26 protein-coding genes and 2 pseudogenes are annotated in these 26,766 nt (G+C 72.1%); 19 read left to right on the forward strand and 9 right to left on the reverse strand.

Features of this window, described 5'->3' with window-relative positions:
* Positions 1-15: 15 nt before the first annotated feature.
* Complete coding sequence (locus JF597_RS07770; RefSeq protein WP_293990955.1) at positions 16-765, forward strand: FCD domain-containing protein; 750 nt, start codon at positions 16-18, stop codon at positions 763-765.
* A 4-nt stretch (positions 766-769) separates the two neighbouring features.
* Here the strand turns inward: JF597_RS07770 and JF597_RS07775 are convergent, their stop codons facing one another.
* Genes JF597_RS07775 through JF597_RS07785 form a run of 3 tightly spaced genes read right to left on the reverse strand, consistent with a single transcriptional unit; the run spans position 770 to position 3,771 of the window.
* The gene (locus JF597_RS07775; protein WP_293990957.1) at positions 770-1,792 is read right to left on the reverse strand and encodes an LLM class F420-dependent oxidoreductase; all 1,023 of its coding nucleotides are present in this window, start codon (positions 1,790-1,792) and stop codon (positions 770-772) included.
* Positions 1,789-2,985, reverse strand: a complete 1,197-nt coding sequence (locus JF597_RS07780; protein ID WP_293990959.1) for an acyl-CoA dehydrogenase family protein — start codon at positions 2,983-2,985, stop codon at positions 1,789-1,791. The genes JF597_RS07775 and JF597_RS07780 overlap by 4 nt, the downstream gene beginning before the upstream one ends.
* An 18-nt stretch (positions 2,986-3,003) precedes the next feature.
* Positions 3,004-3,771, reverse strand: a complete 768-nt coding sequence (locus JF597_RS07785; protein WP_293990961.1) for an enoyl-CoA hydratase/isomerase family protein — start codon at positions 3,769-3,771, stop codon at positions 3,004-3,006.
* Between the two features lie 96 nt (positions 3,772-3,867).
* On the opposite strand from JF597_RS07785, the gene JF597_RS07790 reads away from it, so the two are divergent.
* Positions 3,868-4,758, forward strand: coding sequence for a crotonase/enoyl-CoA hydratase family protein (locus tag JF597_RS07790; RefSeq protein ID WP_293990963.1), 891 nt, complete (start codon positions 3,868-3,870; stop codon positions 4,756-4,758).
* Positions 4,759-4,924: 166 nt separating this feature from the next.
* Positions 4,925-6,325, forward strand: coding sequence for a family 1 glycosylhydrolase (locus JF597_RS07795; protein WP_293990965.1), 1,401 nt, complete (start codon positions 4,925-4,927; stop codon positions 6,323-6,325).
* On the opposite strand, the gene JF597_RS07800 is transcribed toward JF597_RS07795, so the two are convergent.
* Positions 6,304-6,804, reverse strand: a complete 501-nt coding sequence (locus tag JF597_RS07800; RefSeq protein ID WP_293990967.1) for a MaoC/PaaZ C-terminal domain-containing protein — start codon at positions 6,802-6,804, stop codon at positions 6,304-6,306. The genes JF597_RS07795 and JF597_RS07800 overlap by 22 nt on opposite strands.
* 27 nt (positions 6,805-6,831) lie before the next feature.
* On the reverse strand, positions 6,832-7,653 hold the full coding sequence (locus tag JF597_RS07805; protein WP_293990969.1) for an enoyl-CoA hydratase/isomerase family protein: 822 nt from the start codon (positions 7,651-7,653) through the stop codon (positions 6,832-6,834).
* A gap of 108 nt (positions 7,654-7,761) precedes the next feature.
* Here JF597_RS07805 and JF597_RS07810 point away from each other — a divergent pair, with 108 nt between their 5' ends.
* From JF597_RS07810 to JF597_RS07825, 4 genes are read left to right on the forward strand one after another with little or no spacing between them, the layout of a single operon-like run.
* Complete coding sequence (locus JF597_RS07810; protein ID WP_293990971.1) at positions 7,762-8,880, forward strand: acyl-CoA dehydrogenase family protein; 1,119 nt, start codon at positions 7,762-7,764, stop codon at positions 8,878-8,880.
* A gap of 27 nt (positions 8,881-8,907) precedes the next feature.
* Positions 8,908-10,086: an acyl-CoA dehydrogenase family protein gene (locus JF597_RS07815; protein ID WP_293990973.1), complete on the forward strand. Its 1,179-nt coding sequence runs from the start codon at positions 8,908-8,910 to the stop codon at positions 10,084-10,086.
* A complete protein-coding gene (locus tag JF597_RS07820; RefSeq protein WP_293990975.1) occupies positions 10,083-10,607 on the forward strand; it encodes a nuclear transport factor 2 family protein in 525 nt (174 codons plus the stop codon). The genes JF597_RS07815 and JF597_RS07820 overlap by 4 nt, the downstream gene beginning before the upstream one ends.
* The gene (locus JF597_RS07825) at positions 10,607-11,362 is read left to right on the forward strand and encodes an SDR family oxidoreductase (protein WP_293990977.1); all 756 of its coding nucleotides are present in this window, start codon (positions 10,607-10,609) and stop codon (positions 11,360-11,362) included. Before JF597_RS07820 ends, JF597_RS07825 begins: the two co-directional genes overlap by 1 nt.
* A 10-nt stretch (positions 11,363-11,372) precedes the next feature.
* Here JF597_RS07825 and JF597_RS07830 read toward each other — a convergent pair whose 3' ends face one another.
* A complete protein-coding gene (locus JF597_RS07830; protein WP_293990979.1) occupies positions 11,373-12,569 on the reverse strand; it encodes a CoA transferase in 1,197 nt (398 codons plus the stop codon).
* Positions 12,570-12,715: 146 nt separating this feature from the next.
* Between JF597_RS07830 and JF597_RS07835 the strand changes: the two genes are divergently transcribed.
* Genes JF597_RS07835 through JF597_RS07860 form a run of 6 tightly spaced genes read left to right on the forward strand, consistent with a single transcriptional unit; the run spans position 12,716 to position 17,664 of the window.
* Entirely contained in the window at positions 12,716-13,243 is a 528-nt protein-coding gene (locus tag JF597_RS07835; protein WP_293990981.1) for a PaaI family thioesterase, read from the forward strand.
* A gap of 4 nt (positions 13,244-13,247) precedes the next feature.
* Positions 13,248-14,096 (forward strand): enoyl-CoA hydratase-related protein, encoded by an 849-nt coding sequence (locus JF597_RS07840; protein WP_293990983.1) that lies wholly within the window; start codon positions 13,248-13,250, stop codon positions 14,094-14,096.
* 18 nt (positions 14,097-14,114) lie between these two features.
* Positions 14,115-14,567 carry a MaoC family dehydratase N-terminal domain-containing protein gene (locus JF597_RS07845; RefSeq protein WP_293990985.1) on the forward strand — a complete coding sequence of 151 codons (453 nt, stop codon included), beginning with the start codon at positions 14,115-14,117 and terminating at the stop codon, positions 14,565-14,567.
* The gene (locus JF597_RS07850; RefSeq protein ID WP_293990987.1) at positions 14,564-14,986 is read left to right on the forward strand and encodes a MaoC/PaaZ C-terminal domain-containing protein; all 423 of its coding nucleotides are present in this window, start codon (positions 14,564-14,566) and stop codon (positions 14,984-14,986) included. Before JF597_RS07845 ends, JF597_RS07850 begins: the two co-directional genes overlap by 4 nt.
* A gap of 4 nt (positions 14,987-14,990) precedes the next feature.
* Positions 14,991-16,565: a class I adenylate-forming enzyme family protein gene (locus JF597_RS07855; RefSeq protein ID WP_293990989.1), complete on the forward strand. Its 1,575-nt coding sequence runs from the start codon at positions 14,991-14,993 to the stop codon at positions 16,563-16,565.
* Positions 16,566-16,569: 4 nt separating this feature from the next.
* Positions 16,570-17,664: a serine hydrolase domain-containing protein gene (locus JF597_RS07860; RefSeq protein ID WP_293990991.1), complete on the forward strand. Its 1,095-nt coding sequence runs from the start codon at positions 16,570-16,572 to the stop codon at positions 17,662-17,664.
* Between the two features lie 37 nt (positions 17,665-17,701).
* On the opposite strand, the gene JF597_RS07865 is transcribed toward JF597_RS07860, so the two are convergent.
* Together JF597_RS07865 and JF597_RS07870 are read right to left on the reverse strand one after the other, a co-directional pair.
* Positions 17,702-18,883, reverse strand: coding sequence for an amidohydrolase family protein (locus JF597_RS07865; protein ID WP_293990992.1), 1,182 nt, complete (start codon positions 18,881-18,883; stop codon positions 17,702-17,704).
* Between the two features lie 139 nt (positions 18,884-19,022).
* Positions 19,023-19,826, reverse strand: coding sequence for an FCD domain-containing protein (locus tag JF597_RS07870; protein ID WP_293990994.1), 804 nt, complete (start codon positions 19,824-19,826; stop codon positions 19,023-19,025).
* A gap of 170 nt (positions 19,827-19,996) precedes the next feature.
* On the opposite strand from JF597_RS07870, the gene JF597_RS07875 reads away from it, so the two are divergent.
* Both JF597_RS07875 and JF597_RS07880 read left to right on the forward strand, forming a co-directional pair.
* Positions 19,997-20,824, forward strand: coding sequence for an enoyl-CoA hydratase-related protein (locus JF597_RS07875; protein ID WP_293990996.1), 828 nt, complete (start codon positions 19,997-19,999; stop codon positions 20,822-20,824).
* Positions 20,821-21,402 carry a DUF2889 domain-containing protein gene (locus JF597_RS07880; protein WP_293990998.1) on the forward strand — a complete coding sequence of 194 codons (582 nt, stop codon included), beginning with the start codon at positions 20,821-20,823 and terminating at the stop codon, positions 21,400-21,402. Before JF597_RS07875 ends, JF597_RS07880 begins: the two co-directional genes overlap by 4 nt.
* Positions 21,403-21,457: 55 nt before the next feature.
* Here the strand turns inward: JF597_RS07880 and JF597_RS07885 are convergent, their stop codons facing one another.
* Positions 21,458-22,684, reverse strand: coding sequence for an acyl-CoA dehydrogenase family protein (locus tag JF597_RS07885; protein WP_293990999.1), 1,227 nt, complete (start codon positions 22,682-22,684; stop codon positions 21,458-21,460).
* Between the two features lie 116 nt (positions 22,685-22,800).
* Here JF597_RS07885 and fabG point away from each other — a divergent pair, with 116 nt between their 5' ends.
* The 4 genes and pseudogenes from fabG to JF597_RS07905 all read left to right on the forward strand — a co-directional run.
* The gene (gene fabG / locus JF597_RS07890) at positions 22,801-23,544 is read left to right on the forward strand and encodes a 3-oxoacyl-ACP reductase FabG (RefSeq protein ID WP_293991001.1); all 744 of its coding nucleotides are present in this window, start codon (positions 22,801-22,803) and stop codon (positions 23,542-23,544) included.
* A gap of 42 nt (positions 23,545-23,586) precedes the next feature.
* A pseudogene (locus JF597_RS07895) lies at positions 23,587-24,761 on the forward strand (acetyl-CoA C-acetyltransferase).
* 1 nt (position 24,762) lies between these two features.
* Complete coding sequence (locus tag JF597_RS07900; RefSeq protein ID WP_293991003.1) at positions 24,763-26,202, forward strand: OB-fold domain-containing protein; 1,440 nt, start codon at positions 24,763-24,765, stop codon at positions 26,200-26,202.
* Positions 26,199-26,766, forward strand: a pseudogene (locus JF597_RS07905) (acetyl-CoA acetyltransferase); the annotation flags it as partial. The gene JF597_RS07900 and the pseudogene JF597_RS07905, both read left to right, overlap by 4 nt.

Genomic DNA, 26,766 nt, shown 5'->3' on the forward strand with positions numbered 1-26,766 from the left:
GCGGAGGTGGGCGCCGTGGCGAACACGCCGGTACGCGTCCCCAAGATGGCCGAGCTGGTGGCGGCACGGCTGCGCCGGATGATCGTGCGCGGCGAACTGGCCGAGGGGGACGCACTGCCGTCCGAGACCGCGCTCATGGAGGAGTTCGCGGTGTCCCGGCCGACCCTGCGCGAGGCGTTCCGGGTGCTGGAGTCCGAGTCGCTGATCAGCGTGCGCCGGGGCGCCCGGGGCGGGGCGCGGGTGCAGGTCCCGGAAGGCACGGTGGCCGCCCGCTACGCCGGCGTGGTGCTGGAGTACCGGGGGACGACCCTCAAGGACGTGTACGACGCCCGCACGGTGATCGAGGCGCCGTGCGCCGGTCTGCTGGCCGAGCGGCGCACGGACGAGGACCTGGCGCGGCTGCGGGCCGCCGTCGCCGGGGCCGAGCGGCTCATGGACGACCCGTCGGCCTTCATCCGTGCCCACATGGAGTTCCACGCCCTCGTCGTCGAACTGGCGGGCAACGAGACGCTCGGCGTCCTCAACGGCATGGTCCGGGACATCATCGACCAGGCGAACTGGTCCCACGTCGACCTCGACGCCGGCAGTCCGGAGAACATCCGGGCCAACCGGCGGGGCTTCCGCGCCCACGGCGCGCTCGTCGACCTGGTCGCCGCGCGCCGCGCGGAGGCCGCCGAGCAGCTGTGGCGCCTGCACCTCCAGGAGGCCGAGGACTACCTGCTGCGGAGCAGGTCCATGACCACGGTCCTGGACCTGCTCGGCTGACCGGTCAGCTCTCGCGCAGCTCCCGCACGATCGGCTCCCACACTTCGGTGCCGATCTCGTAGGCGGTGTAGAAGGACACCCGGTCGACCAGCGCCCCGTACCGGCGCCGGATCTCGCCCGCCACCCGCTCCGGCTCCGCGACCACCGCGAAGGTGTTCAGGACCTCGTCGTCGACGAGGCCGCTCATCGCCTCCCACTTGTCGTCGCGGTCCGCCTTCGACAACGCGTTCAGCTCGTCGCCGAGTTCACCCCAGCCGTGCAGTTCCAGCACGCCCCGGTAGGCGGGTGTGCTGCCGTAGAAGGCGATCTGCTGCCGGGTGCCGGCCACGGCACGGGCCATCTCCTCCTCGGTGCGGCCGGTCGCGGTCAGCAGCAGATGGGAGACGGCGAAGTCCGCCCGGGTGCGGCCCGACGCCTTCAGCCCGGCCTCGGCGGTCGGCAGGGTGACCTCGCGCAGATACCGCTCCGTGGTGAAGCCGTGCGCGAGCAGACCGTCCGCCACCTCACCCGCGACCCGCGTCATCGCCTCCCCGACGGCGGCCACGAAGACCTTCGGTGCCCCGCCGGTCGCGGGCGGCGGGGAGAAGAACGGGGACATCAGGGTGTGCGAGTAGAAGTCGCCGTGGAAGTCGAGCCGTTCGCCCTCGTTCCAGGCGGCCCAGATCGCGCGCAGCGCGCTGACGTACTCACGCATCCGGGCCGCGGGCCGGCTCCACGGCATGGCGAAGCGCCGCTCGATGTGCGGCCTGACCTGGCTGCCGAGGCCGAGCGTGAACCGCCCGCAGCTGTACGCCTGCAGATCGTGTGCGGTGTAGGCGAGTTGCATGGGGGAGCGGGCGAAGGCCACCGCGATGGCGGTGCCCACCTCCAGCCGGCCGGTGTGCTCGGCGGCCAGCAGCAACGGCAGGAACGGGTCGTGCTTGGACTCCGAGGCCCACAGCCCGTCGTAGCCGGCCTTCTCGTGGTGCCGGGCCTCCGCCACGACCTCCGCGGTGCTCCACACGCTGAGCTTGCCGTCGACCTTCATACCGCTCCCTCGACCGAGACCGAGACCGTGTCAATGTCGGTGTTCGTGCTCGTGTTCGTGCTCGTGTTCGTGCTCGTGTCCAACCCGATGCGCCGCGCCAGCAGTTCGCGGTGGTATGCGGGATCGCCGAACAGCAGCTGTGACGTCTTGGCCCGTTTCAGGTACAGATGGGCCGGGTGTTCCCAGGTGAAGCCGATGCCGCCGTGGACCTGGATGTTCTCCGCCGTCGCCCGCAGACAGGCGTCGGAGCAGAACGCCTTGGCCAGGCTCGCCACGGCGGGCAGGTCCGGGGCCGCGCTCTCGGCGGCGAGCAGCGCGTAGTGCGCGGCGGCGCGCGCCGACTCCACTTCGAGGAGGACGTCGGCCAACAGGTGCTTGACGGCCTGGAAGGAGCCGATGGGCCGCCCGAACTGGTGCCGCACCTTGGCGTAGTCCACCGCCATGTCGAGCGCCCGGGAGGCCACCCCGACCTGCTCGGCGGCCAGGGCCACGGCGGCGTGGTCGAGGACCTGCGCAACCAGGTCCCAGCCGTCGCCGTGCGTGCGCAACCGGGTCGCCGGCACGTCGTGGTAGTCGAGGCGTGCCTGCCGGCGGGTCGGGTCCATGGTGGGCAGCGGCGCGCGGGTCAGCCCGGGGGCGTCCCCCTCGACCACGAAGACGCCGATTCCGTCGCCGGTCCGGGCCACGGTGAGCACGACGTCGGCGGCCGCGCCGTCGAGGACGAACGTCTTGTGTCCGGTGAGCCGCCAACGTCCGGCGGACTCACGGGCGGTGAGCCGTACTCCGGGCGCGTCCCAGCGGGCGGAGTCCTCGGTCAGGGCCACCGTCGCGACCAGCTCGCCGGAGGCCAGACCCGGCAGCAACCGTGCGCGGGCGTCGTCGTCGGCGCAGCGCAGCAGCGCGGTGGTCGCCAGGACGGCCGAGGACAGGAAGGGCGCGCACAGCAGCGCACGGCCCATCTCCTCCATGGCCACGCCCACCTCGACCGGCCCGCACCCGGCGCCGCCGTACTCCTCGGGGACGGCCAGCCCCTGCAGACCCAGCTCCTTGCCCATCCGGCGCCACAGTGCCCGGTCGAAGCCCTCCGGCGTCTCCATCAGGCGCCGCACCTCGGTCTCGGGCGAGGTGGCCGCCAGGAACGCCCGGACCGTGCGCCCCAGTTCTTCCTGCTCCTCGCTGAACGCGAAGTCCATCCGGGTCTCCTCTCCGGCTCAGCGGCGCCCGCGTGACGCGATCATCCGCTCGACCGCGACGACATGGTCCGGCGAGTGCATCGTGTCCCGTTCGGCGAGCAGAGCCGGTTCCATCACCGTGTCGAGGGCCTGTTCCAGGTGCCGGTTGACCGCGCGCTTGGTCTCGCGCAGCGCCTGCGCGGGCAGGGCCGCCAGCCGCCCGGCCAGGTCCATGGCCTCGTCCATGAGCCTGTCGCCGGGCACGGCGCGGTTGGCGATGCCCAGCCGGACCGCGTCCTGCGCGCTCACCCGGTCGCCCAGGAACAGCAGTTCCTTCGCCCGGGGCAGGCCCACGAGCAACGGCAGGACGTAGGCGCCGCCGTCGCCCGCGACCAGGCCGACCTGGACGTGCGGGTCGGCGACGTAGGCGTCGTCGGCGATCACCACCAGGTCGCTCAGCAGGGCCAGGCTGCAACCGAGGCCGACGGCAGGGCCGTTGACCGCCGCGATCACGGGGAGCGGGCAGCGGACCAGGCCCGTGATGATCCCCCGGGCCTCGTCGACCTGCCGTTGCCGGAAGGCGCTGTCGCGCTGGACCCGGGTCATGGTGTCGAGGTTGCCGCCGGCGCTGAACGCCCGGCCACGCCCGGTGAGCACGATCACCCGTGCCTCCGGGTCGGCGGCGACCTCGCCCCATACCGACGCGAGGCCGGTGTGCAGCTCGTCGCTCATCGCGTTGCGCTGCTCCGGCCGGTTCAGCTCTACCAGCCGGACCGGCCCGACGGCCGTCACCACCAGATCCGTCATCTTCGCTGCCCTCGTCCAGAGATCCGTCCTTAGAGTTGAATGCTATAACTAATTAAGCTTTCTGGAAACCGGGTCGCGGAGTGACGGAGGACGCGCGTGCCGCAGCAGGAGTACGAGACCGTACGGGCCGAGGTGGCCGACCGGATCCTCACGGTCACCCTCGACCGGCCCGAGAAGCTGAACGCCTTCAACCCGCGCATGATGCAGGACCTCCTCGACGTCCTGGACGCGGCCGACGCGGACGACGGTGTGCGGGTGATCGTGGTGACCGGCGCAGGACGCGGCTTCTGTGCGGGCGCCGACGTCAGCTCCGGCGGTTCGTCGTTCGACCACCGCAGGGCGGGCGCCCGGCACCGGGACACCGGCGGCCGGGTGGCCCTGCGGATCTTCTCCTGCACCAAGCCGGTCATCGCGGCGGTCAACGGCCCGGCGGCGGGAGTCGGGGCCAGCATGACCCTGCCCATGGACATCCGGCTGGCGTCGACGAAAGCGAAGTTCGGCTTCGTCTTCGCCCGTCGCGGCATCGTGCCGGAGTCCGCCGCGAGTTGGTTCCTGCCGCGGGCGGTCGGCATGCAGCGAGCCATGGAATGGGTGGCGACCGGCCGTGTCTTCGGCCCGGAGGAGGCGCTTACGGCGGGGCTGGTCCGCTCCGTCCACCCGCCGGAGGAACTGCTCCCGGCCGCGTACGAACTCGCCCGGGAGATCGCCGACACCACCTCGGCGGTCTCGGTCGCCCTCGCCCGCCAGATGATGTGGCGGATGCTCGGCGAGCCCCACCCGATGACCGCCCACCGGCTCGACTCACGGATCATGAGCCAGATCGGCGGCGGCCCGGACCCCGTCGAGGGCGTCGAGTCGTTCCTCGCCAAGCGGCCGCCCGCCTTCCCGGGCCGGGTCAGCAAGGACATGCCCCCCGTCTACCCCTGGTGGCAGGAGGAGGACTTCCGGCCCTTCGAGGAGTGGTCACCCGGCGGCCGGGAGGCGTGATGCCGACGTTCGGCCACGTCGTCGTGGACGCCGGTTCCGCCCGGCGCCCCGAGCCCCCTCCGGGAGATCTGGCCGAAACATTGTCGTAGTTTGCTCGAAGTGTTAGCGTCCGGTCGGCGGGCATTCAGTTGAATGCGCTGAACCATTCACCGCCTGGACGGTAACCATGAGCGATGGTTTCCTGCGTCAATCCCTCCACGACGTCTACTGGGGGGTCGCCACCGCCGACACCACCGCGGCCGCACCGCCGCCTCCGCCGGAACGCGGCGGGCACTTCCGGCAGTGGACCGACGACATCCGGGACCTGCTCGGGGTCACCGCGGACACGCACCGCATGGTCGCCGGCTGGCCCGAACTCCAGCCCGACGGCCCCGGCAGCTGGGACCGGGCGGCACTGGACCGCTGCGAGCGCGCCCTCGACGCCCTGCTGGACCAGGGGACGCGGCCCGCACTCACCCTGTTCGACCGCACGCTGCCGCACTGGCTGGACGGGGCCGGCGGCTGGCTCGCCCGCGACACCGCCGGGTACCTCGCCGAGTGCGCCGCCGAGTTGGGCCGCCGTTTCGGCGACCGGGTCGACCGCTGGATCACCTCCACCGACCTGGCCGGCCCCACCCTCGCGGACCACGTGGCCGGAATGTACTCACCGGGCCGGGGCACGGGCCGCTCGGGACTGGCCGCGGTCCACCACATCCTGCTCGGCAACGGGCTCGCCACCCAGGCCCTCAGGGCCGCCGGCGTCACGGGCCGGATCGGGACCACGGTCACCCTCGTCGGCGGCTACCCGGCCACCGGCGACCCCTACGACCGGCTCGCACTGGAGCGCCTGGAGAGCTGGACCAACCGCATCTTCCTGGACCCCCTGCTGCTCGGCGAGCACATGGTGACCGAGGACGACGTCACCCCCGTCGCGGCCACCGGGTGCGTGCGCCCCGGCGACCTGGACACCATCGCCACCGCCCAGGACCTGCTGGCCGTGTCCTGGCACACGCCGTTCCGCGTCACAGCGCCCGAGAACCTGCCCCGGGTGCTGCCGAGCACGAAGTGCCGCAGCGCCCTCAACGAGGTCAACCGGCTGCTCGTCGGCCTCGGCTTCGCGATCGTCCCCTTCGACGACGTGGAGACGACCGCGTACGGCTGGCCGATCATCCCCGAAGGGCTGGCCGACGCCGTCTGCGGCCTGTGCGAGCTGTACGGGGACCTGCTGCCGCCGCTGTCGGTCGTGGACAACGGCATGGGCGACCTGGACCTGGTCGACGGCACGGGACACCGCGACGACGCCCGGCGCCGGGCCCTGCTGCGCGCCCGGCTCACCTGGCTGGCGGGGCTCGTCGAGGCCGGGGTGGAGGTGTGCGGCTACGAGTACTGGTCGGTCCTGGACAACCTGGAGGCCAAGTTCCGCTACACCCGCCTGTACGCGATGGCCGTCCCGGACCACGAGCCCGCGCCCCGGCCCGCGATGCCGTCGGACTGGGTGCAGGGGGGAGCCTTCGCCGCCCCGCCCGCCACCGGCCCGCGGACCGGCCTGACCCTGGTGTCCCCCGCTCAGGGCGCCGGCACCTCGTAGTCCCGGCCGCGGATCAGCCGCACCGGGCAGTAGACCAGCACCTCCTCGTCCCGCTGGTTGCGCACGGTGATCCGGCTGGTGACCACGCCCCGGCCGGGCTTGCTGGAGGGGCGCGAGCCGGTGGTCTCCACGACGGCGCACAGCGTGTCGCCGACATACACCGGCCCGAGCACGGTCAGCTCCATGTGCAGGAAGGCGAGACCCGTGCCGTGCAGGACGTTCGTCTGCAGGACAAGGCCCTCGGCGAGGCAGTACGTCAGGCCGCCCGGGACCAGCCGGCCCGTGTAGCCGCCCTCCGCCGCGTGCGTGGCGTCCCAGAACAGCGGCTCCGTGAAGCCGCCCCAGGTGACGAAGTTGACCAGATCGGTCTCGGTGACGGTCCGGCGGGCGGTCCGGAAGACCTGCCCGACCGGCATCTCCTCGTAGGTCAGACCCTTCACCAGGGGCGGGATGTCGGTTGTCGTGTCGTGCGCGGTCATGGGTGTCGGTTCCTTTCGCCGGCGCCGTCACAGGTCGAGCGGGTGCTTTTCGGCCACGGCCTCGAAGTCCGGGGCGCGCTTGCCGCGATGCGCCGCCAGGCCCTCGACGACCTCGTGGCCCGCGAACCCGAAGAACTCAAGGCCCAGCGAGGCCTCGAAGGCGGGCTGCGCGGTGCGGTACCAGTGGTTGAGGGACCGCTTGGTCCAGCTGATCGCGCTCGCGGGACCCGCGGCCAGGACCTCCGCCACGCGCAGCGCCTCGGCGTGCACCTCCTCGTCGGCCACGCACTTCGACACAAGACCGATCCGCTCGGCCTCCTCTCCCGTGAGGGCCTCGCAGGTCAACAGGTAGTACTTGGCCTTGGCCATGCCGCACAGCAGGGGCCAGCAGATGGCCGCGTGATCCCCGGCCGCGACCCCGAGGCGGGTGTGCCCGTCGACGATCCTCGCCGTCCGGGACGCGATCGAGACGTCCGCCAGCATGCCGATGACCAGCCCGGCCCCGACGGCCGGTCCGTGGATCGCGGAGACCACCGGCTTGGAGCAGTTGATCACCCCGTACACCATGTCCCGCGCCTCGCGCATCACCCGGGCGCGCACCGCGTGGTCCTCGGTCAGGGCCTGGATGGAGTCGAAGGTCCCGCCCGCCGAGAACGCCCGGCCCGCGCCCTGGACCAGCACCACCCGGGTCCGCTCGTCCCGGTCGATCACCGGCCAGACGTCGGCCAGTTCGCCGTGCATCCGCGGGTCGACCGCGTTGAGGTTCGGGGCGTCGAGCACCAGGCGGAGCACGCCGGGCGCGGGCCGCTCGAAGGTCAGGCTTGTGAACGGGGCATAGGGATCGGTCACGTCGCACTCCTGGCGTAATCAGTGCGGATACTATAATTATCTAACTGTATCGAGCGATGAGCGGCAAGCGCTCGGCAGACGCGGCGCACCGAGGACGGGAAGCTCGGCATGGATCTCACCTTCAGCCAGGAACAGGACGAACTGCGCACGGTCGTACGGTCCTTCCTGGCCAAGTACTCCGACGAGGCGGCCGTGCGCCGGCTGGCCGCCGACCCGCGCGGCCACGACGTCGTCGTCTGGCGGCGGATGGCCCGCGAACTGGGCCTGCAGGGGCTCGCCGTACCGGAGGAGTACGGCGGCTCGGGCTTCGGCCACGTCGAGCTGGGCGTCGTCTTCGAGGAGGCGGGCCGCGCGCTGCTGTGCGAGCCGTACTTCGCCACCGTCGCCCTGGCCGCCGAGGCCCTGCTGCGCTGCGCCGACGAGCAGGCACGGGCCGACCTGCTGCCGGGCATCGCCTCCGGCGCGACGATCGCCACCCTGGCGCTCACCGAGGACAGCGGCAGCTGGGACGAGCCCGGCATCCGGCTCGCCGCCCACGACACCCCCGACGGCTGGCGGCTGACCGGCGCCAAGACCTACGTCCCCGACGGCCTCCTCGCCGACCTGCTCCTGGTCGCCGCCCGCACCCCGAGAGGCGTCGGCCTCTTCGCGCTCGGCGCCGACGCGGCGGGCCTGACCCGCACCCCGCTCCCCACCCTTGACCAGACCCGCAAACAGGCCCGCCTGGAGTTCATCGGCACCCCCGCCCGCCTGATCGGTCCCGAGGGCACGGCCTGGCCCGTTCTCGAACGCACCCTCGCCACCGCCTCGATCCTGCTCGCCGCCGAACAGGTCGGCGGAGCCGCCGCCGCTCTCGATGCCGCCGTGGACTACGCGCGCATCCGGGTGCAGTACGGGCGGCCGATCGGCTCCTTCCAGGGGATCAAGCACAAGTGCGCCGACATGCTGGTGGAAATCGAGTCCGCCCGCTCGGCCGCGTACGCCGGGCTGTGGGCGCTGGACGCCGGGGACGACACGGAGACCGCCGTCGCCGCCGCCCTGGCGCAGGCCTTCTGCTCGGAGGCGTACACCAAGGTCGCCGCCGACAGCATCCAGGTCCACGGCGGGATCGGCTTCACCTGGGAGCACCCCGCGCACCTGTACTTCAAGCGCGCCAAGAGCTCCGAGGTGCTGCTCGGCACGCCGTCGTACCACCGGGAACTGCTGGCCGCCCAGCTCGGTATCTGAGATCTCAGGGATCAGGGAGAAGCAGACATGGAGCTGGACTTCGGACCCGCCGTACGCGACTTCCGCGACGAGCTGCGGGACTGGCTGGCGGACCATCTGGTGGGGGAGTTCGCGGCGCACCGGGGCGTCGGCGGGCCCACCGACGGCGCGGCCTGGGAGGTCCGCCTGGCCTGGGACCGCGAGCTGTCCGCCGGGGGGTGGCTGGGCGTGGGCTGGCCACGGGAGTACGGGGGCCGGGGGCTCGGACTCCTCGAGGAGATCGTCTTCGAGTACGAGTACGCCCGCGCGAACGCCCCCTATCGGGCCACCGGCAACGCCCTGGACCTGCTCGGTCCCATGCTGCTCAAGGTGGGCGCCGAGGAGCAGAAGAAGCGGTTCCTGCCGCCGATCCTCGCCGTCGAGGAGCTGTGGGGCCAGGGCTTCAGCGAGCCAGGCGCCGGGTCCGACCTGGCCTCGGTGCGCACCCGCGCCGAGCGCGACGGCGAGGAGTGGGTGGTGAGCGGCCAGAAGGTGTGGACGTCCTTCGGCGTGCACGCCGACTGGCTCTACGTCCTCGCCCGCACCGATCCGGACTCCGTCCGGCACAAGGGGCTGACCATGCTGCTCCTGCCCACCGACCAGCCGGGCGTGGAGATCCGCCCCATCCGCAACCTCGCCGGCCAGGACGAGTTCGCCGAGGTCTTCCTCTCCGACGCGCGCACCGGCGCGGACATGGCCGTCGGCGAGGTCGGCCAGGGCTGGCGCACCGCGATGGCCACGCTCGGCATCGAACGCGGCACGACGCTCCTGCCCCAGCAGGTCACCTTCGAGCGCGAGGCCGAGGCGCTGATCGAGCTGGCCCGGCAACGCGGTGCCCTCGACGACCCGATGCTGCGCCGCCGCATCGTCGACGCCTGGATCTCCGTCCGCATCATGCGCACCACCAACCTGCGCACCCTCGCCGAACTCACCGCGGGCCGCACCCCGGGCGCCCAGGCCACCACGGCCAAGCTGTACGCCTCCACCCGGCACCAGCAACTCGGCCATCTGGCCCAGGAGCTGGCGGGCCCCGCCGGGCAGATCGTCGGCGCGGACTACGGCCTGGACACCCGGCAGCGTTCCTTCCTGCTGTCCCTGGCCGAGACGATCTACGGCGGGTCCAGTGAGATCCAGCGCAACATCATCGGCGAGCAGATCCTGGGCCTGCCGAAGGAGCCGCGGCCATGACGCCGATCGAGGACCGCCTCGACCGGGTCGAGTCCCACCTCGCCATCCAGCAGCTGCCCGTGCGGTACGCGCTCGCCGTGGACGCCCGCGACCTCGACGCCTGGACCGGCTGCTTCCGGCCCGACGTCGACATGGGACGGCACGGGCGCGGTAGGGCGGCGCTGCGGGCGTACATCGAGCCCCTCGTCCGGGGCTTCCACCGGTCCGTCCACCAGATCTGCGGTCACCGGATCGAGTTCACCGGCCGCGACACGGCCACCGGCTCCGTCTACTGCCGCGCCGAGCACGAGGTGGGGGAGCGGTGGATCGTCATGGCCATCCGCTACCTCGACCACTACGCGCGCGTGGACGGCGAGTGGTACTTCTCCCGGCGCCGCGAGCAGCACTGGTACGCGGCCGACGTGACCGAGCGCCCCCAGCGGGTCGGGTTCGCGGGCTGGGAGGGCGCCGGGGAACCGGCGCTGCCGGACGCCTTCCCCTCCTGGGAGTCATTCTGGGGACCCTTCCGGAAGGAGTCGTGATGCGGCGGTTGGCGGGAAAGACTGCCCTGGTCACCGGCGGCGGACAGGGCGTGGGCCGGGGCATCGCGCTCGCCCTGGCGGCCGAGGGAGCGGCCGTGGTGATCACGGGCCGTACGGAGGAGAGGCTCAAGGACACCGCGCGGGTGATCGCCGAACGCGGCGGGCGGGTAGACACCGTCGTCGGGGACGTGGGTGAACGGGCCGACGTCGACCGGATGGTCGCGGAGACGGTCGGGGAGTTCGGCGGACTCGACGTGCTCGTCAACAACGCGCAGAGCTCCGTGCAGCGCCGCCTGGAGCAGACGTCCTATGGCGACGTGGAACTCGCCTATCGCAGCGGACCGTTGGCTGCCTTCCACGCCATGCGGGCGGCCCTGCCGCACCTGAAGGCGAGCCGCGGCAGCGTCGTCAACCTCGGTTCGTCGGCCGCGGTGCTGGGCGAGGCGGGGTTCGCGTCCTACGCGATGGCCAAGGAGGCCGTTCGGGGGCTGACCCGAGTCGCCGCGCGGGAGTGGGGACCGTACGGGATCCGGGTGAACGTCGTCTGCCCGGCCGCGCTGAGCCCGGCGGCAGAGGAGTACTTCGCCGCTCATCCGGAGAAGGCCGAGCAGGTGGTGGCCGGCATCCCGCTGGGCCGGATGGGAGACCCGGAGGCGGACATCGGGCGGGCGGTGGCCGCGCTGGTCAGCGAGGACATGGCGTATCTGACCGGTGCCACGCTGATGTTGGAGGGCGGCAGGACCCTGATCGGGTAGGGGGCGCCCGTCAGACGATGCCGCGGCTCCGCAGCCCGCTGATCTGGTCCGCCGCCAACCCGGCGACGTCGGCCAGCACATCGGCGGTGTGCTCGCCCAACGCCGGCGGCGGAGCGTACCCCTCGACCGGCGTCGCCCCGAACCGGATCGGATTGGCGAGCAGGGGCAGCGGCCCCGACACCGGGTCCTCGACCTCGACCAGCATCCCGCGGTGCCGTATCTGAGGGTCGGCGAAGACCTCGGGCAGCTCGTTGAACGGCCCCGCGGGGACGTCGTGTGCGTCGAGCACGGCCAGCCAATCGTCCCGGGTCCGAGTGCGCAGGAGCGCCTCCAGCACCGGCAGGATCTCCTCGCGGTGGGCGATGCGCGCGGACGTGGTGGCGAACCGGGGGTCCTGGAGCAGGTCGGTGCGGTCGGCGGCCGCACAGAACGCGGCGAACTGCTTGTCGTTGCCGGCCACCAGGAAGAGCGGCTTGTCCGCGCACTGGAACGCCTGGGACGGAATGCCGCCGTACCCGCCGTTGCCGCGCCGGGCCGGTACCTCACCGGAGACCAGGTAGTTCATCGCGAAGTGGGAGAGCGAGGCCAGTCCGCAGTCCAGCAGGGAGAGGTCGATGAACTGGCCCTCGCCGGTGGCGTCCCGGTGCCGCAGGGCCGCCAGCACGGCCGTCGAGGCGTACAGGCCGGTGAGGATGTCGACCATGCTGACGCCGACCTTCATCGGCTCCTCGGGGTGCCCGGAGACGCTCATCATCCCGGACATGGCCTGGAAGACGCCGTCGTAGCCGGGGCGTTCGGCGTAGGGACCGGTCTGGCCGAAGCCCGTCACCGAGAGGTAGACGAGCCGGGGGTTCAGCTCCCGCAGGCTCTCCGCATCGAGGCCGTACTTCGCCAGTGTGCCCGTGCGGAAGTTCTCGACCAGCACGTCCGACCGGGCGGCGAGGGCGCGGATCACCTCCTGCCCCTCGGCGGTGGCGTGGTTGACGGTGACCGACCGCTTGTTGCGGTTGCAGGAGAGGTAGAAGGCGGCGGTGTCCGTGCCGGGAGCGAACGGCGGCCCGTACGTGCGGGAGTCGTCGCCCGTACCGGGCCGTTCGACCTTGATCACCTCGGCGCCCAGGTCGGCCAGCAGCTGGGTGGCCAGGGGAGCGGCGAGGATGCGGGACAGGTCCAGGACGCGGATCCCGGCCAGGGCGGTCGACGGCATCGAGGTCCCCTCTCTGTTCACAGACGGTCAATGAGTTATATAAATAATACATCTGGCGGTTGGAGAGGCACCCGCTCGATTGCTCAACTATCCAAATCATGTAACTATATCGATCGGCCGACCGGCCGAGACCGGAGGGCGTGCTGATGACCGTCGCGGCGAGGACCCTCACCGAGCAGGAACAGCGCGAACGCCGGGTGTGGTTCCGTGCCCGTTGGGAGCGCGGGGTCGCCTTCAACCGGCACTGCCGCATCCGGGTGACCCGCTGGGACGCGGACGCCGTGGAGATCGTGCTGCCCTACGCCGAGTCCCTCTCCGCGCACGAGGACGTCTTCCACGGCGGGGTCGTCTCGGCGCTCATCGACACCGCCGGCGCCGGAGCGGTGATCGCCGGACACGACTTCACCCACGGGAGCCGGCTGAGCACCGTCTCGATGTCCGTGCAGTACCTCGCCCCCGCCCGCGGCCAGGAGGCCGTCGCCCACGCGCGCTGCGTCCGGCGCGGCCGCAGGCTGCACTTCGCGGACGTCGACGTGCTGACCGACGGACGCCTGTGCGCGCGGGGCCAGGTGGTGGTGACCATCTCCGGGGAGCGGCCCGGCGTCGGCGACCCGATCGATCCCATCGCCCCCATCGACCCGCTCGACCCCCTCGACTCCCTGACCGAGGAGTGACCGCATGACCGACGAACCCGCCCAGGACGACCTGGTGCTGTACGAGGTCGACGAGGACGGTGTCGCCACCGTCACCCTCAACCGGCCCGAGCGCAGGAACGCCTGGAGCATCCCCATGGAGCGCCGCTTCTTCGCGCTCCTCGACGAGGCCGCGCAGGACCCGGCCGTCCGGGTCGTGATCGTCACGGGCGCGGGCAGGGCCTTCTGCCCGGGGATGGACGTCCAGCGGCTGGAACAGAACGCCCGGCCGGGCCAGTCCCTCAACCTCCACGCCCGCGTCCCCATGTACAGCAGGCGCACCGTGCCCAAACCGATGATCGCCGCCGTCAACGGCGCCTGCGCGGGCATCGGACTGGTCCAGGCCCTGATCTGCGACGTCCGCTTCGCCGCCCGCGGCGCCCGCTTCACCACGGCCTTCACCCGGCGCGGCCTGGCCGGCGAGTACAACCTGCCGTACGTGCTGCCGCGCGTCATCGGCCTGGAGAACGCCCTCGACCTGCTGCTGTCCGGCCGGGTCTTCGACGCCGACGAGGCCAGGGCCCTCGGCCTCGTCAGCCGGGTCGTCGAACCCGGGGGCCTGCTGGACGCCGCCCGCGCCTACGCCCGGGACATCGCCCGCAACTGCTCCCCGCGCGCCATGGCCGTCGTACGCCACCAGGTGTACGGCGACCTGGACCGCACCTTCACCGACGCGCTGGCCCGCTCCTACTCCGCCATGGAGTACTTCGCGGGCTCGTCCGACTTCCGGGAGGGCGTGGCGAGCTTCGTGGAGAAGCGGGAGCCGAAGTTCGAGGGCCTGCCGGCGGGTTTCGACCCGGACGAGGCCACCCGCGACGCCTTCCTGCCGTACTGACCGAGGAGGTTCCTGAGAATGACAGGGCAGCCGTTCCCCGTCGAGGCCGGGCACATCATGATGTTCGCCCACGCCATAGGCGACGAACACCCCGCGTACCAGGGCGAGTCGGCCCTCGCCCCGCCCACCTTCACCATGGCGAGCGCGCACTACGACCCCGACTACCACCTGCGGCCCCGGCCGGACCAGGAGTGGTTCGGCTCCGGCGGCGAAGCCGGGGCGATGCCCGAGGGTGGCGGCGGGCTGCACGCCGAACAGCACTTCGAGTACCACCGCCCGGTGCGCGCCGGGGAGACGCTCTACGCCCACACCGTCGCCGGACGCAGCTGGGAGAAGCAGGGCCGCAGCGGCCGGCTGCTGTTCAGCGAGCGCATCACCGAGTACCTGGACGCGGACGGCGAGTCCGTCGTCAGCGCCGTGACCGTGGCCGTCGTACCCGAGGGCCCCGCGACCCCGAAGGACTCCCGATGAGCCTGAGCACCGCGGACATCAAGGTCGGCGAGACCCGTGAGCGGGTCCTCGTCGGGGACCTGAAGCGCACCCGGATCGTGCAGTACGCCGGTGCCTCCGGCGACTTCAACCCGCTGCACACCGACGAACGGTTCGCCGTCGAGGCCGCGGGATACCCCGGCGTCTTCGCCCACGGCATGCTCACGATGGGCATGACCGGCCGGATCCTGACCGACTGGGTCGGCCCCGAGTCGCTGCTGCGCTACGGCGTGCGCTTCAAGGCCCAGGTCTGGCCCGGCGACACCCTCACCGCCACGGCCACCGTCGAGTCGATCGACGACACGCCCGACGCCCCGGTCGTCCACTTCACGCTGCGCACCGTCAACCAGCACGGCGTCGAGGTGGTCACCGGCACCGCGGCGGCCCGCCTGGAGCCCTGAGCAGGTGACCGCCACGCATCCCGCCGGGGGCGGGCCGAACCGAGAGGCAGGCGCGGCGCGGGGCGACGGGGCGCCGGAGGCCGGCTCGGCGGTGGCGGTCGGCGCGGTCGACCCGGTCGACGACACCTGGATCGCCATGGTGGGCCGTGCCTATGACCATGGTCGCCCCGCTGTTCGGTTCGGTGACCTGGTGTGGAGTGGACGCGAGCTGCTCGATCGGGCCGGCGGTGCGGCCGACTGGCTGGACCGGCTCGGTCTGGAGCCCGGCGCCCCCGTCCCGGCTCTCGTCGCCACCTCCGCCGACGCCCTCTCGCTGGTGATCGGCGGCGCCGGTGCCGGGCACCCGCTCGCGCCGCTCGGCGTCCGTATGACCGCCCAGGAGATCGCGGCCGTGGTCAAGGGAATGCCGGCCCGGATCCTGCTTTCGCAGCCCGAGTTCGCCGACCTCGCCGGACAAGTCGCCGAACTTTCCGGCCGACGGGTTGCCGTCGTACCCGAACTCGGCTGCGCAGCAGCGGCGTTGACGGCACGACCTGACGAACTCGCCGCCGTCCTGCACACCTCGGGGACGACCGGCCTGCCCAAACCCGTCCCCATGACCCAGCGCCGCCTGGCCGCGCGGGCCCGCGTCAACGGGCGCCTCTGCGGGCTCGCCCCCGACAGCTTCTACGGTGGCAGTGCCCCCTTCCACCACATCGCGGGACTCGGCAACATCGCCGTCGCCCTCGCCGCCGGTGCGCTGATCACCGGCCTGCCCCGCTTCACCGTCGAGGGCTGGACGCTGCTGCGCGACCTCGGCACGACGCACACCAGCATGGTTCCGGCGATGCTGGAGACCCTGCTGGCCGCGCGGGAGGCACGGCACGAGACCCTGCGAACCCTCCAGTACGGGGGCGCGCCCGTACGCCCCGGCACTCTGCGCCGGACGTACGAGGCGATGCCCGGCGTCCGGATGCTCAACATGTTCGGCCAGACCGAGGGCTCGCCGATCAGCGTGCTGACCCCTGAGGACCACCGGGAAGCCGTCGCGGGGCGCGGCGAGCTGCTGCGGTCGGTGGGACGGCCCGCCCCCGGGGTCGAGGTCAGGGTGGCCGACGCGGGGCCGGACGGCATCGGAGAGATCCACGCCCGCGCCGGCCATTTCTTCCGCATCGACGCCGAGGGCTGGCTGCGCAGCGGCGACCTGGGCCGGATCGCGGAGGACGGCTACCTCTACCTCCTCGGCCGGCGCACGGACATGATCATCCGGGGCGGTGAGAACGTGCACCCGCTGGAGGTCGAGACGGTCCTGGCCGCCCATCCCGGCGTGGCGGACGCGGCGGTCACCGGCGTGCCGGACGAGCGGCTCGGACAGACGGTCGTCGCCTTCGTCGTACCGGCCGACCCCGAAGCCCCGCCGGCACCGGCGGCCCTCAGGAGCCACACCCGCGCCCGGCTGTCCGGGTTCAAGGTCCCCGTCCGCTGGTGGTTCGTGGACGACCTGCCGCGCAACGCCAACGGCAAGGTCGTTCGGAGCCGCCTGCGTGAGCCGTACGAGCTTCATGGTGTGCACGAGTTGCGTGAACCGGACAAAGGATGAGCAAGTGACCGAACCCGTCGACCCGGAGCGGCTCGACACCCTTCTCCACCGCATCCGCCGGGAGGCCGAGCACGGACCGTTGCCGTCCGCGCAGGTGGCCGTCGCCCGCCACGGCCGGCTGGTGGCCTTCGAGACCTACGGCGAGGCGCACGCCGGCACCCGGTACGTCCTGCAGTCGGTCGGACGCTCGATCGTGGCCGGTGTGGTGTGGAAGCTGATCGGGGAGGGGCTCCTCGACGTGGGCGAGCGGGTCGCCGCGATCATTCCGGAGTTCGCGCCGAACGGGAAGGAGACGGTGACCGTCGAGCAGGTGCTCACGCACACCGCCGGATTCCCCTTCGCCCCCCTCGGACATCCCAGGATGCTCGACCGGGAGCAGCGGCTCGCCGCCTTCGGGCGCTGGCGGCTGGACTACCCGCCGGGCAGCCGCTTCCAGTTCCACCTGACTTCGGCCGCCTGGCTGATCGCCGAGATCGTCGAGCGGCGCACGGGCCTCGCCTTCGCGGACTACCTGCGCGAGCGGGTCGTACGGCCGCTCGGCCTGTCGTCGATCGAACTCGGGGTGCCGGTGGACCGGCAGCCCGGCAGCGTCGCCCCGATGCTCGCCACCGACCGCACCGGCGAGGACCAGGCCCCCGACCCGTGGGGACCCTGGTACCTGTCCGACCCGGAGGTCCTGGCGGCCGGCGAACCCAGCCACGCCCTGGTCGCGACCGCCGCGGACGTCGCCCTGTACTTCCAGGCGCTGGTGCACTCCGGCCTGTGGAAGCCGGCGGCGGTGGCGGAGGGCACCCGGATCCGGCTGACGGATTTTCCCTACGGGGAGCAGAGCTACGGGGGCGGTGGCCGTCGCCGTACCAGCATGGGGCTGTTCGTGACCGTGGCCGGGCCCGACGCGGGGAGCAACCTGCCGGCGACGGGCTCGACGGCGCTGTTCGGCAGTGCCGGAGCCGCCTATCAACTGGGTTTCATGGACCCGGTGTCCGGCCTGTCCTTCGCCTGTCTGAGCAACGGCTACCCGCTCGCCGGCTACGACCACTCGCCGCGCGGCACCGCGCTGCTCGCCGACATCGCGAACCTGGCGGCGGCCCTGGTCTGACCGACCGGGGCCGCCGCCAGGCGGGATCACTCACGGCTCAGCGCGTGATCAGCTGCTGGGCGTTGTGGAACATGATGTCGTCCTGGGCGGACTCGTCGAGCTCCGCGATGAGCTTGCGGAAGTCGGCCGGCTCGGCCAGGCCCTCCGCGTGCGGGAAGTCCGAGCCCATGACGATGGACTCGTGGTAGCCCAGGCGCCTGACGACGTCCACAATGTCGTCCTCGGGGTAGGGCACCACGCGGATGTGCTTGCGGAACACCTGGCTGGGGCGCTCGTCCAACTGGCCGCCGATCCAGGGGCCGTTGCGGCCCATGCCCCGGCTCTTGTCCATGTGGCGCACGAAGTGCGGCACCCACTCGGAGCCGAACTCGGAGACCAGGACGTTGATGTCGGGGAAACGCCCGAAGAGGTTGTCGAAGATCAGCGCGGACAGCGTCTCCTCGATGGGGCGCTGGCCGTAGGTGTTCTGCCACTGCCAGGCCGACATCCGGAAGTGGATCGGGTGCGGGTCGAAGCCCCAGGACGGCGCCACCTGCGAGTTGTAGTAGAACTCGCTGATGTGGTAGCACACGCTGGCCTTGGCCTCGTTGACCAGCTTCCAGAACGGGTCGAAGTACGGGTCGCCCGGCGAGCGGCCGTACACCGGCCCGGTGGGCAGCAGGATGAAGCGGGCGCCCTGCTCCAGGACGTACTCCAGCTCCTTGACCGCGTGGTCCAGGTCGCGCAGTGACAGCAGGGCGGGAGCGTAGATGCGGCCCTGGTGGTCGAAGCCCCACACCTCGTTCATGTACCGGTTGAACGAGTGGTAGTTGGCGTAGAGCGGCTCGACGCCCTTCACGTACTCCTCGGCGACCAGCGCCCAGCCGCCCGGGTACATGATGCTCTGGTCCAGGCCCTGCTCGTCCATGACCCGCAGCCGGGCCTCGCGGTTCTGGTACGACTCGTGCATCGGCTCGAACTGGTAGGTCTCCTCGGGGTTGCCCGAGGCCATCGCCTTGAGCATCTCCTTGAGCGAACCGGGACGGTAGACCTGCCCGAACTCGGGCTCCAGGCAGACGACGATCCGGTCCCCGGCCAGGATCACCTCCCGCCCGTCCGGGAGCGTCACCGGTGCGACCGCCGCGCCGAGGAACTCCTTCGGGAGGTAGCGGGTGAAGGAGTCCCGTTCCTCGTACATGTGCTGGTCGCAGTCGAAGATGCGCTTGCGCTGTTCGGCCATGGCCGTCGCCTCCGGACCCCAGGAGCTATTCAGTACGCCTTCTATAATTATCTAACTGTTTCGCGGAGGCAAGGGGTTCGTGCGGAGCGGATCGCGAGTGGGCGTCCGGCGGCGGGTCGAGTCGGGTCGGTGCCGTGGATCAGTCGATGAGTTCGAGCACCGTCTTGGGTCCGGCGGCGTTCACCACGTCGTCGGCGCTGGAGATGTGCCGCTGCCAGAGCTTCTCGGCCTCGTCGGCCTTGCCGGACTCGATCAGGCCGACGAGCCGGACGTGTGCCCGGTGCCCCTTGAGGGCCTGCGCCTTCTGGGTCGCGGCGTCCGTGGTTGCTGCGGTGTACGAGGCGTTGGCGCGGTCGATGATGTTGCGCACCATGCCGCACAGCAGGATCAGTGTCTGGTTGCCGGTGAGCTCGACGAGCAGGGCGTGGAAGGCGTCCTGTGCCTCGACCAGGGCCAGGGGGTCCTCCAGGACGGCCTTCTCGGTGGCCACCGCGTCGCGCAGCCGCTTGATGTCGGCCGGGGTGTGCTTGGTGGCGAGCTGGCGGGCGCAGGGCGGCTCGATGAGGGCGGCCGCGCGGTAGAGGTCACCCAGGGTGGCGCCGCGGTACTCCAGGATCAGGCCGGCGAAGCGGGCGGCGACATCGGCGTCGGGCGCGCTCACCCGGGCGCCGCCGTGCGCCCCGCGCCGTACCGTGATCAGGGACTCCGACTCCAGGACGCGGAAGGCCTCGCGCAGGGTGGGGCGCGAGATGCCGAACTGCTCCATCAGTCCCGACTCCGGGGGCAGCGCGTCGCCCGGCTTCAGCTCGCCCCGGACGATCTGGCGGCGCAGGTGGGCGGCGACCAGTTCGGCGGTCTTCGGCACCCGCACCTGGCGGCCGACGCGGCCGCGGGAAGGGGCGGGCACGATCGCCGTTTCACTTGCGCGGGCTGCCTCGGCCACGGTGGGCTCCTCATATAGCAAAATGAATCGTCTTAGTGCATCGAGGGTACCAGGTCAAGGGGCGGTTGATCTTCCCTTGCGGGGGCCTGGTCTGGCGTCCCCGGGCGCGGTGGGTATATAGATGATTCATCTATCTATAAATCAGCAGCAGGCTCGCGGGAGTGACCTCGATGACCGAGAACCCGGCCCCGGTGATCCTCACCGAACTCACCGACGACGGTGTCATGCTCCTCACCCTGAACCGGCCGGAGCGCCACAACGCCTGGACACTGGAGATGGAGCTGCTCTACAACGAGCTGTTCGATCGGGCGCAGGCGGATCCCCGGGTACGGGCGGTGGTGCTCACCGGCGCCGGGCGCAGCTTCTGCCCCGGGATGGACATGAGCGTGCTGGACGGGGCGTCGTCCGGCGCCCGCCCGTGGCCCACCGGCCAACTGCCCCCGCGCACCCGGCCCATGTCCTTCCCGAAACCCGTGGTGGCGGCCGTCAACGGGGCCTGCGCGGGCATCGGGTTCAACCAGGCCCTGATGTGCGACGTCCGGTTCGCCGTGCCGCATGCCAGGTTCGCCGCGGCCTTCAGCGCGCGCGGGCTGGTGGCCGAGGACGGCGTGTCCTGGATCCTGCCCCGGCTCGTCGGCTACGGCAACGCCGCCGACCTGCTGCTGTCCTCGCGGCGTCTCACCGGGACGGAGGCCCTGTCGATGGGCCTCGTCAACCGCTTGGCCGAGCCGGACGACCTGCTGCCGGCGGCCCTCGCCTACGCGGGCGAACTGGCCCGCTCGGCAAGCCCGTACGCGATGTCCCTCATCAAGCGGCAACTCGCCGACGACCAGGCGAGGACCTTCACGCAGAGCAGGGAGAACGCGGCCGAGCTGCTGGCGGTGGCGAAAGGCGCCCCGGACTACCGCGAGGGCGTGCTCAGCTTCATCGAGCGCCGCCCGCCGGACTTCCCGGCGCTGGGGGAGGGCGTGCCGGTACCGGAGGAGACCTCGTCATGACACGCGCCGGACTGCCGCTGCACCGCCGCACGATCACCGTCACCGCCTGCGAGGAGGACGGCGGCGAGATCTCGGTCGAGGCGGAACTGCGCGACGAGCGCCCCTGGGAGGAGCCGCCGGGCGGGGTCGTGCACCGCATGGTGCTGGCCGTGCGGGTGCGTCTCGCGGACATGGTGATCGTGGCGGCCCAGGCGGGCATGAAGGACTTCCCGCACGCCGAGTGCCCGCTCATCGCGCCGGCCTTCGACCAGTTGGTGGGGCTCAGCGTGGCCGCCGGTTACAACCGGGCCGTCCAGGAGCGATTTCGCGGGGTGTCCGGGTGCATCCACCTGTACGAGCTGGCACGCGCCCTTGGTCCCGCGGTCGTGCAGGCGGCGATCTCGGCGGGCGCGCTGCGCCGCGCGGCCGACGGCGAGCCGGTCCACAACCCGCGCGCCACGGCGGGCGTGCTGAACAGCTGCCACATCTGGGCGCCGGACGGCGTGGGCCTGCGCAAACTCGACGCGGGCTGGCGCCCTGGCACCGGCCCCCGACCGGTTCCGGAACTGGACGCCTTCGAGCGCCCCGACCGCACCTGACCGGCCCGGCGGCCCTGCCGCTCGGGACCGCTCGGGGCGACGGCCCGCCCGGTTCCTAACCGGCGTTCGCCCGTGGCTCGCGCGGCAGCCCCAGCACCTTCTCCGCAAGGATGTTGCGCTGCACCTGGGACGTGCCCGCGTAGATCGTGCCGGAGCGGGCGATCAGGTACGTCGTCGACCAGGACGCGGAGGTGTTGGCGGCGCCGGGATCGTCCGCGCGGTAGGTGCGCAGCGGTCCTCGCCCGACCGGTACCTGGCCGTGCAGGCCCATGATGTCCATCGCCAGATCGGTGACCACGGTGTGGTACTCGCTCCAGTACAGCTTGGCGATCGACGACTCGGGACCCGGCTCGGCGCCCTTGAGCCAGCCGGTGAGGGTCCGGTAGCCGAGGCAGCGCATGATCTCCACCTTGGACCAGCACCAGGCGATCCGCTGCCGGACGACCGGATCCTGGTCCTTGCCGTACATGCGGGCCAGTTCCACGAGCCGCTCCACCTCGGCCCGGAAGAGGATCGGGTTGGTCGCCGCCTCCTCCCCGCGTTCCACGCCCAGCAGGCTCTGGGCGACCGCCCAGCCGTTGTCCACGCCGCCGACGACGAGATCAGCGCGGGTCCGGGCGCGGTCGAAGAAGACCTCGTTGAAGTGCAGCTGCCCGCTCATCATGCGGAACGGCCGCACCTCTACGCCGGGTTGGCCGAGCGGTACGAGGAGGAAGGAGATGCCCCGGTGTCTGGGGGCGTTCGGGTTCGTGCGGGCCAGGACGAAGATCCAGTCGCTGTGGTGGGCGCCGGAGGTCCACACCTTCTGGCCGTCGATCACCCATTCGTCGCCCTCGCGCACCGCCCGGGTCTTCAGCGAGGCCAGGTCGGAGCCCGCGTCCGGCTCTGAGTACCCCTGACACCAGGTGTCCTCGCCGCTGAGGATGCGGGGGAGGAAACGGCTCTTCTGCTCCTCCGTGCCCCAGCGCAGCAACGTGTTCGCCAGCATCTTCACCCCGAAGGTGTCCTGCGGCAGCCCGAACGGCACGCCGGCGAGGGCGAGTTCCTCCATCAGGACGACCTGGTGGAGCTTGGACAGGCCCCGGCCGCCGTACCGCTCGGGCCAGGTGAGCGAGAGGTGGCCGCGCTCCACGAGCCGGCGGCGCCAGTCCCGGGCGAAGGCCCGTGCGGCGTCCTCGTCCAGGGCGCCGATGCCCTGCCAGCCCGGCGGCAGCGTCTCGGCGAGGAACGCCCTGACCTCGGTGCGAAACGTCTCGGTCTCGGGGGGATAGCTGATGTCCACCTGTGGTCCGCTCCTCGTCCGGCCCTGCCCGCACAGCTGATCGCTGTATTGATTGTTTCAGCATAATAGGTTATCTATTTAAGAGGAATGGTGTCGAGCGTCGGAGGCGGGCGGACATGGGACTGCTGGACGGCCGGAACGCCGTGGTCACCGGTGCCGCACAGGGCATCGGATTCGAGATAGCCGGCGTCCTCGGCGCCGAGGGAGCGCGCGTCGTCCTCGGCGACATCGACGGGGCGGCCGCGGCCGAGGCCGCCGCCGGCCTCGCCCGCAACGGCGTGGCGGCCACCTCGGTGCGTTGCGACGTCACCGACGAGGACGAGGTCGCCGCCCTGGTGGCGCACTGCGCCGACGTCTTCGGCCCCGTCGGCGTCATGGTCAACAACGCCGGGATCACCCGGGACGCGACCCTGCGCAAGATGTCCCTCGCCGACTTCCGCGCGGTCGTCGACGTCCACCTCACCGGCGCGTGGAACGGCACCCGGTACGCCGCCGAGGCGATGCGCGCGCACGGCCGGGGCGGCAGCATCGTCAACATCTCCTCCATCGCCGGCAAGGTCGGCAACTTCGGGCAGACCAACTACAGCGCCGCCAAGGCCGGGCTGGTCGGCCTCACCAAGGCCTCGGCGAAGGAACTCGCGAAGGCGGGCGTCCGGGTCAACGCCGTCCAGCCGGGCCTGATCCGCACCGCCATGACCGAGGCGATGCCCCCGGCCGCCTGGGACGCGAAGCTCGCCGAGATCCCGCTGGGCCGTGCGGGCGAACCCGCCGAGGTCGCCCAGGCCGTCCTCTTCCTCGCCTCCGACATGGCGAGCTACGTCACCGGAGCCGTGCTCGAGGTGACCGGCCGGTACATGTGAGCGGCCGTCCCCCCTCGTACCCGCTGATGAAAGGCATGACGGATGCGTGACGCGGTGATCTGCGAACCGGTACGAACCCCGGTCGGGGGCTACGGGGGAGTCTTCCGGGGGGTGACCGCGGCCCGGCTCGCGGCCACCGTCGCGTGATCCTCGGCCAGTGCTACCCCAACGGCGAGGCCCCCGCCATCGGCCGCGTCGCCGCCCTGGACGCCGGGCTGCCCGTGGAGGTGCCCGGACTCCAGATCGACCGTCGCTGCGGCTCCGGACTCCAGGCGGTCATCACGGCCGCGATGCAGGTGCAGACCGGCGCCAGCGACCTCGTCCTGGCCGGCGGCACCGAGTCGATGAGCCAGGCCGAGTTCTACACCACCGACGTGCGCTGGGGCGTCCGTGGCGCGGGCACCACGCTGCACGACCGGCTGGCCCGCGGCCGGGTCACCTCCGGCGGTGTCAACCACCCGGTCCCCGGCGGCATGCTGGAGACGGCGGAGAACCTGCGCCGCGCGTACGCCATCCCCCGCGAGGAGCAGGACGAACTCGCCCTGCGCTCGCACGAGAAGGCGGTCGCGGCCCAGCGGGCGGGCCGGTTCGCCGACGAGATCGTGCCGGTCACCGTACCGACCAGGAAGGGCGAGAGCGTCGTCGACACCGACGAACACCCGCGCCCCGAGTCGACGTTGGAGAGGCTCGCCGGGCTGCGTCCGGTGCTCGGACGGCAGGACCCGGAGGCCACCGTCACGGCAGGCAACGCCAGCGGACAGAACGACGGGGCCGCGCTCTGCGTCGTGACCCACCCGGACCGCGCCGCCGAACTCGGGCTCCGCCCGCTGGCCCGCCTGGTCTCCTGGGCCGTCGTCGGCGTGCCGCCCCGGACGATGGGCATCGGGCCCGTGCCCGCCACGGCCAGAGCGCTGAAACGCGCGGGCCTGAAGCTCGCCGACATCGACCTGATCGAACTCAACGAGGCCTTCGCCGCCCAGGTCCTGGCCTGCACCCGCGAATGGGCCCTGACCGAGGCCGACTTCGAGCGGTTCAACGTCAACGGCTCCGGCATCTCCCTCGGCCACCCCGTCGGCGCCACCGGCGGCCGCATCCTCGCCACCCTGCTGCGCGAACTGGACCGCCGGCAGGCCCGCTACGGCCTGGAGACCATGTGCCTCGGCGGCGGCCAGGGCCTCGCCGCGGTCTTCGAACACACAGCTCACGGAGGACGATGACATGGCCGGACTGATCGCCTACGGCGCCCATGTGCCGTACCACCGCCTGGCCCGGGCGGATGTCGCCGCCGCCCTCGGCACGCCCGCCGCCAGGGGCACGCGCACCGTGGCGGGCTACGACGAGGACACCACGTCCATGGCCGTGGAGGCCGGCCGCACGGCCCTGGCCTGCGGCGATCTGCGCCCCCGCATTGGCCAGCTCTTCCTGGCCACCGCCGCGCCCGCGTACCTCGACAAGACGAACGCGACCGCCGTGCACGCGGCCCTCGGCCTGGACCCGCACGTCCTCGCCGCCGACATGGCCGGCTCCGTGCGCTCCGGGCTCGGCGCGCTGGTCACCGCCGCCCGCTCCCCGGTCCCCACCCTCGCCGTCCTGTCCGACCTGCGTACCGGCCTGCCCGGCGGCGCGGACGAGAGCGCGGGTGGCGACGGGGCCGCGGCGTTCGTCTTCGGGGGGCACCGCAACGGCACCCCCGTGCTCGCCGAACTGCTCGCCCACGACACCGTCAGCGACGAGATCCTCGACCGCTGGCGGTTGCCCGGCGCCCCCGCCTCCCGGGTCTGGGAGGAGCGGTTCGCCGAGGAGATCTACGTGTCCCTCGCGGACAAGGCGCTGACCGCCGCCCTCGACCACGCGGGCCTGGACCGGGCCGCGATCGACCACTTCGTCGTCAGCGGTCTGCACGCGCGCGCCTGCGCGACGGTCCGGCGCACGGCGGGGGTGCGGCCCGACGCGGTCACCGCCGACCTCGCCGGGACGATCGGCAACGCCGGCACCGCCCAGCCCGGCCTGCTCCTCGCCGACGTCCTCGACCGGGCCCGCCCCGGCGAGCTGATCGCCCTCGTCGTGCTCGGCGACGGCGCCGGAGTCCTCCTGCTGCGTACCACCGACGCCCTCCCTGCGCACCGCAGCCCCCGCCCGGTCGCCGCCCAGATCGCCGCGGGCAGTCCCCCGGTCCCGTACGCCGCCTACCTCTCCTGGCGCGGCCTGCTCGACCGCGAGCCGCCCCGCCGGCCGGATCCCGAACCGCCCTACGCTCCGCCCGCGCACCGCCGCGCCGGCTGGAAGTACGGCTTCGTCGCCGCCCGCTGCGAGAAGTGCGGCACCCGGCACCTGCCGCCCGACCGGGTGTGCCGCTCCTGCCACGCCGTCGACGCCATGACCGACGAGCCGATGGACGCCGTACGTGGCACGGTGGCGACCTTCACCGTGGACCGGCTGGCGTACACCCCGAGCCCGCCGATGCTCGTCGTGGTCGTCGACTACGACGGCGGCGGCCGGTTCCGCTGCCAGCTGACCGACGCGACCGAGGCCGACGCCGTCATCGGCGCCCGGGTGGAGATGACCTTCCGGCGCACGGTCACCGCGTCCGGCATCCACAACTACTTCTGGAAGGCCCGGCCGGTGCGCACGGGCGAGACCGAGGAGACACAGGGATGAGCTCGCACGGAATCCGGGACCGGGTCGCGATCGTCGGCATGGGCTGCACGCCCTTCGGCGAGCACTGGACCCGCTCGGCGGACGATCTGCTGGTGGACGCCGTCGGCGAGGCGGTGACCTCGGCCGGCATCACGCTCGACGACATCGACGCGTTCTGGTTCGGCACCCAGGCCTCCGGTGTCTCCGGCCTGACCCTGAGCCGGGCCTTGCGCCTGCCGAACAAGCCGGTCACCCGCGTCGAGAACATGTGTGCAACCGGCTCGGAGGCCCTGCGCAACGCCTGCTACGCCGTCGCCTCCGGCGCCTATGACGTGGCGATGGCCGTCGGCGTGGAGAAGCTCAAGGACTCCGGGATGTCCGGACTGTCCGGCACCGCGATCCCCGGCGCGGGCGACGACAGCCGCGGCGAGATCACCGCCCCCGCGAACTTCTCCCTCCTCGCCCCCGCCTACGCCGCCAAGTACGGCCTCGCGGAAGCGGAGCTGAAGGACGTCATCACCCGCATCGCCTGGAAGAACCACGTCAACGGCGCCCGCAACCCCCGTGCCCAGTTTCGCAAGAAGG

It is taken from the genome of Streptomyces sp. (assembly GCF_019510245.1).
GTDB lineage: Bacteria > Actinomycetota > Actinomycetes > Streptomycetales > Streptomycetaceae > Streptomyces.

Bases quoted from the DNA above. Each gene is read 5' to 3' on its own strand.
- JF597_RS07815 (WP_293990973.1), top strand. From the start codon at position 8,908: ATGGAGCTGGACTTCGGACCCGCCGTACGCGACTTCCGCGACGAGCTG.
- JF597_RS07810 (WP_293990971.1), top strand. From the start codon at position 7,762: ATGGATCTCACCTTCAGCCAGGAACAGGACGAACTGCGCACGGTCGTA.
- JF597_RS07850 (WP_293990987.1), top strand. From the start codon at position 14,564: ATGAGCCTGAGCACCGCGGACATCAAGGTCGGCGAGACCCGTGAGCGG.
- JF597_RS07835 (WP_293990981.1), top strand. From the start codon at position 12,716: ATGACCGTCGCGGCGAGGACCCTCACCGAGCAGGAACAGCGCGAACGC.
- JF597_RS07865 (WP_293990992.1), bottom strand. From the start codon at position 18,883: ATGGCCGAACAGCGCAAGCGCATCTTCGACTGCGACCAGCACATGTAC.
- fabG (WP_293991001.1), top strand. From the start codon at position 22,801: ATGGGACTGCTGGACGGCCGGAACGCCGTGGTCACCGGTGCCGCACAG.
- JF597_RS07780 (WP_293990959.1), bottom strand. From the start codon at position 2,985: ATGGACTTCGCGTTCAGCGAGGAGCAGGAAGAACTGGGGCGCACGGTC.
- JF597_RS07785 (WP_293990961.1), bottom strand. From the start codon at position 3,771: ATGACGGATCTGGTGGTGACGGCCGTCGGGCCGGTCCGGCTGGTAGAG.
- JF597_RS07830 (WP_293990979.1), bottom strand. From the start codon at position 12,569: ATGCCGTCGACCGCCCTGGCCGGGATCCGCGTCCTGGACCTGTCCCGC.
- JF597_RS07820 (WP_293990975.1), top strand. From the start codon at position 10,083: ATGACGCCGATCGAGGACCGCCTCGACCGGGTCGAGTCCCACCTCGCC.
- JF597_RS07800 (WP_293990967.1), bottom strand. From the start codon at position 6,804: ATGACCGCGCACGACACGACAACCGACATCCCGCCCCTGGTGAAGGGT.
- JF597_RS07845 (WP_293990985.1), top strand. From the start codon at position 14,115: ATGACAGGGCAGCCGTTCCCCGTCGAGGCCGGGCACATCATGATGTTC.
- JF597_RS07840 (WP_293990983.1), top strand. From the start codon at position 13,248: ATGACCGACGAACCCGCCCAGGACGACCTGGTGCTGTACGAGGTCGAC.
- JF597_RS07880 (WP_293990998.1), top strand. From the start codon at position 20,821: ATGACACGCGCCGGACTGCCGCTGCACCGCCGCACGATCACCGTCACC.
- JF597_RS07900 (WP_293991003.1), top strand. From the start codon at position 24,763: ATGGCCGGACTGATCGCCTACGGCGCCCATGTGCCGTACCACCGCCTG.
- JF597_RS07825 (WP_293990977.1), top strand. From the start codon at position 10,607: ATGCGGCGGTTGGCGGGAAAGACTGCCCTGGTCACCGGCGGCGGACAG.
- JF597_RS07775 (WP_293990957.1), bottom strand. From the start codon at position 1,792: ATGAAGGTCGACGGCAAGCTCAGCGTGTGGAGCACCGCGGAGGTCGTG.
- JF597_RS07795 (WP_293990965.1), top strand. From the start codon at position 4,925: ATGAGCGATGGTTTCCTGCGTCAATCCCTCCACGACGTCTACTGGGGG.
- JF597_RS07875 (WP_293990996.1), top strand. From the start codon at position 19,997: ATGACCGAGAACCCGGCCCCGGTGATCCTCACCGAACTCACCGACGAC.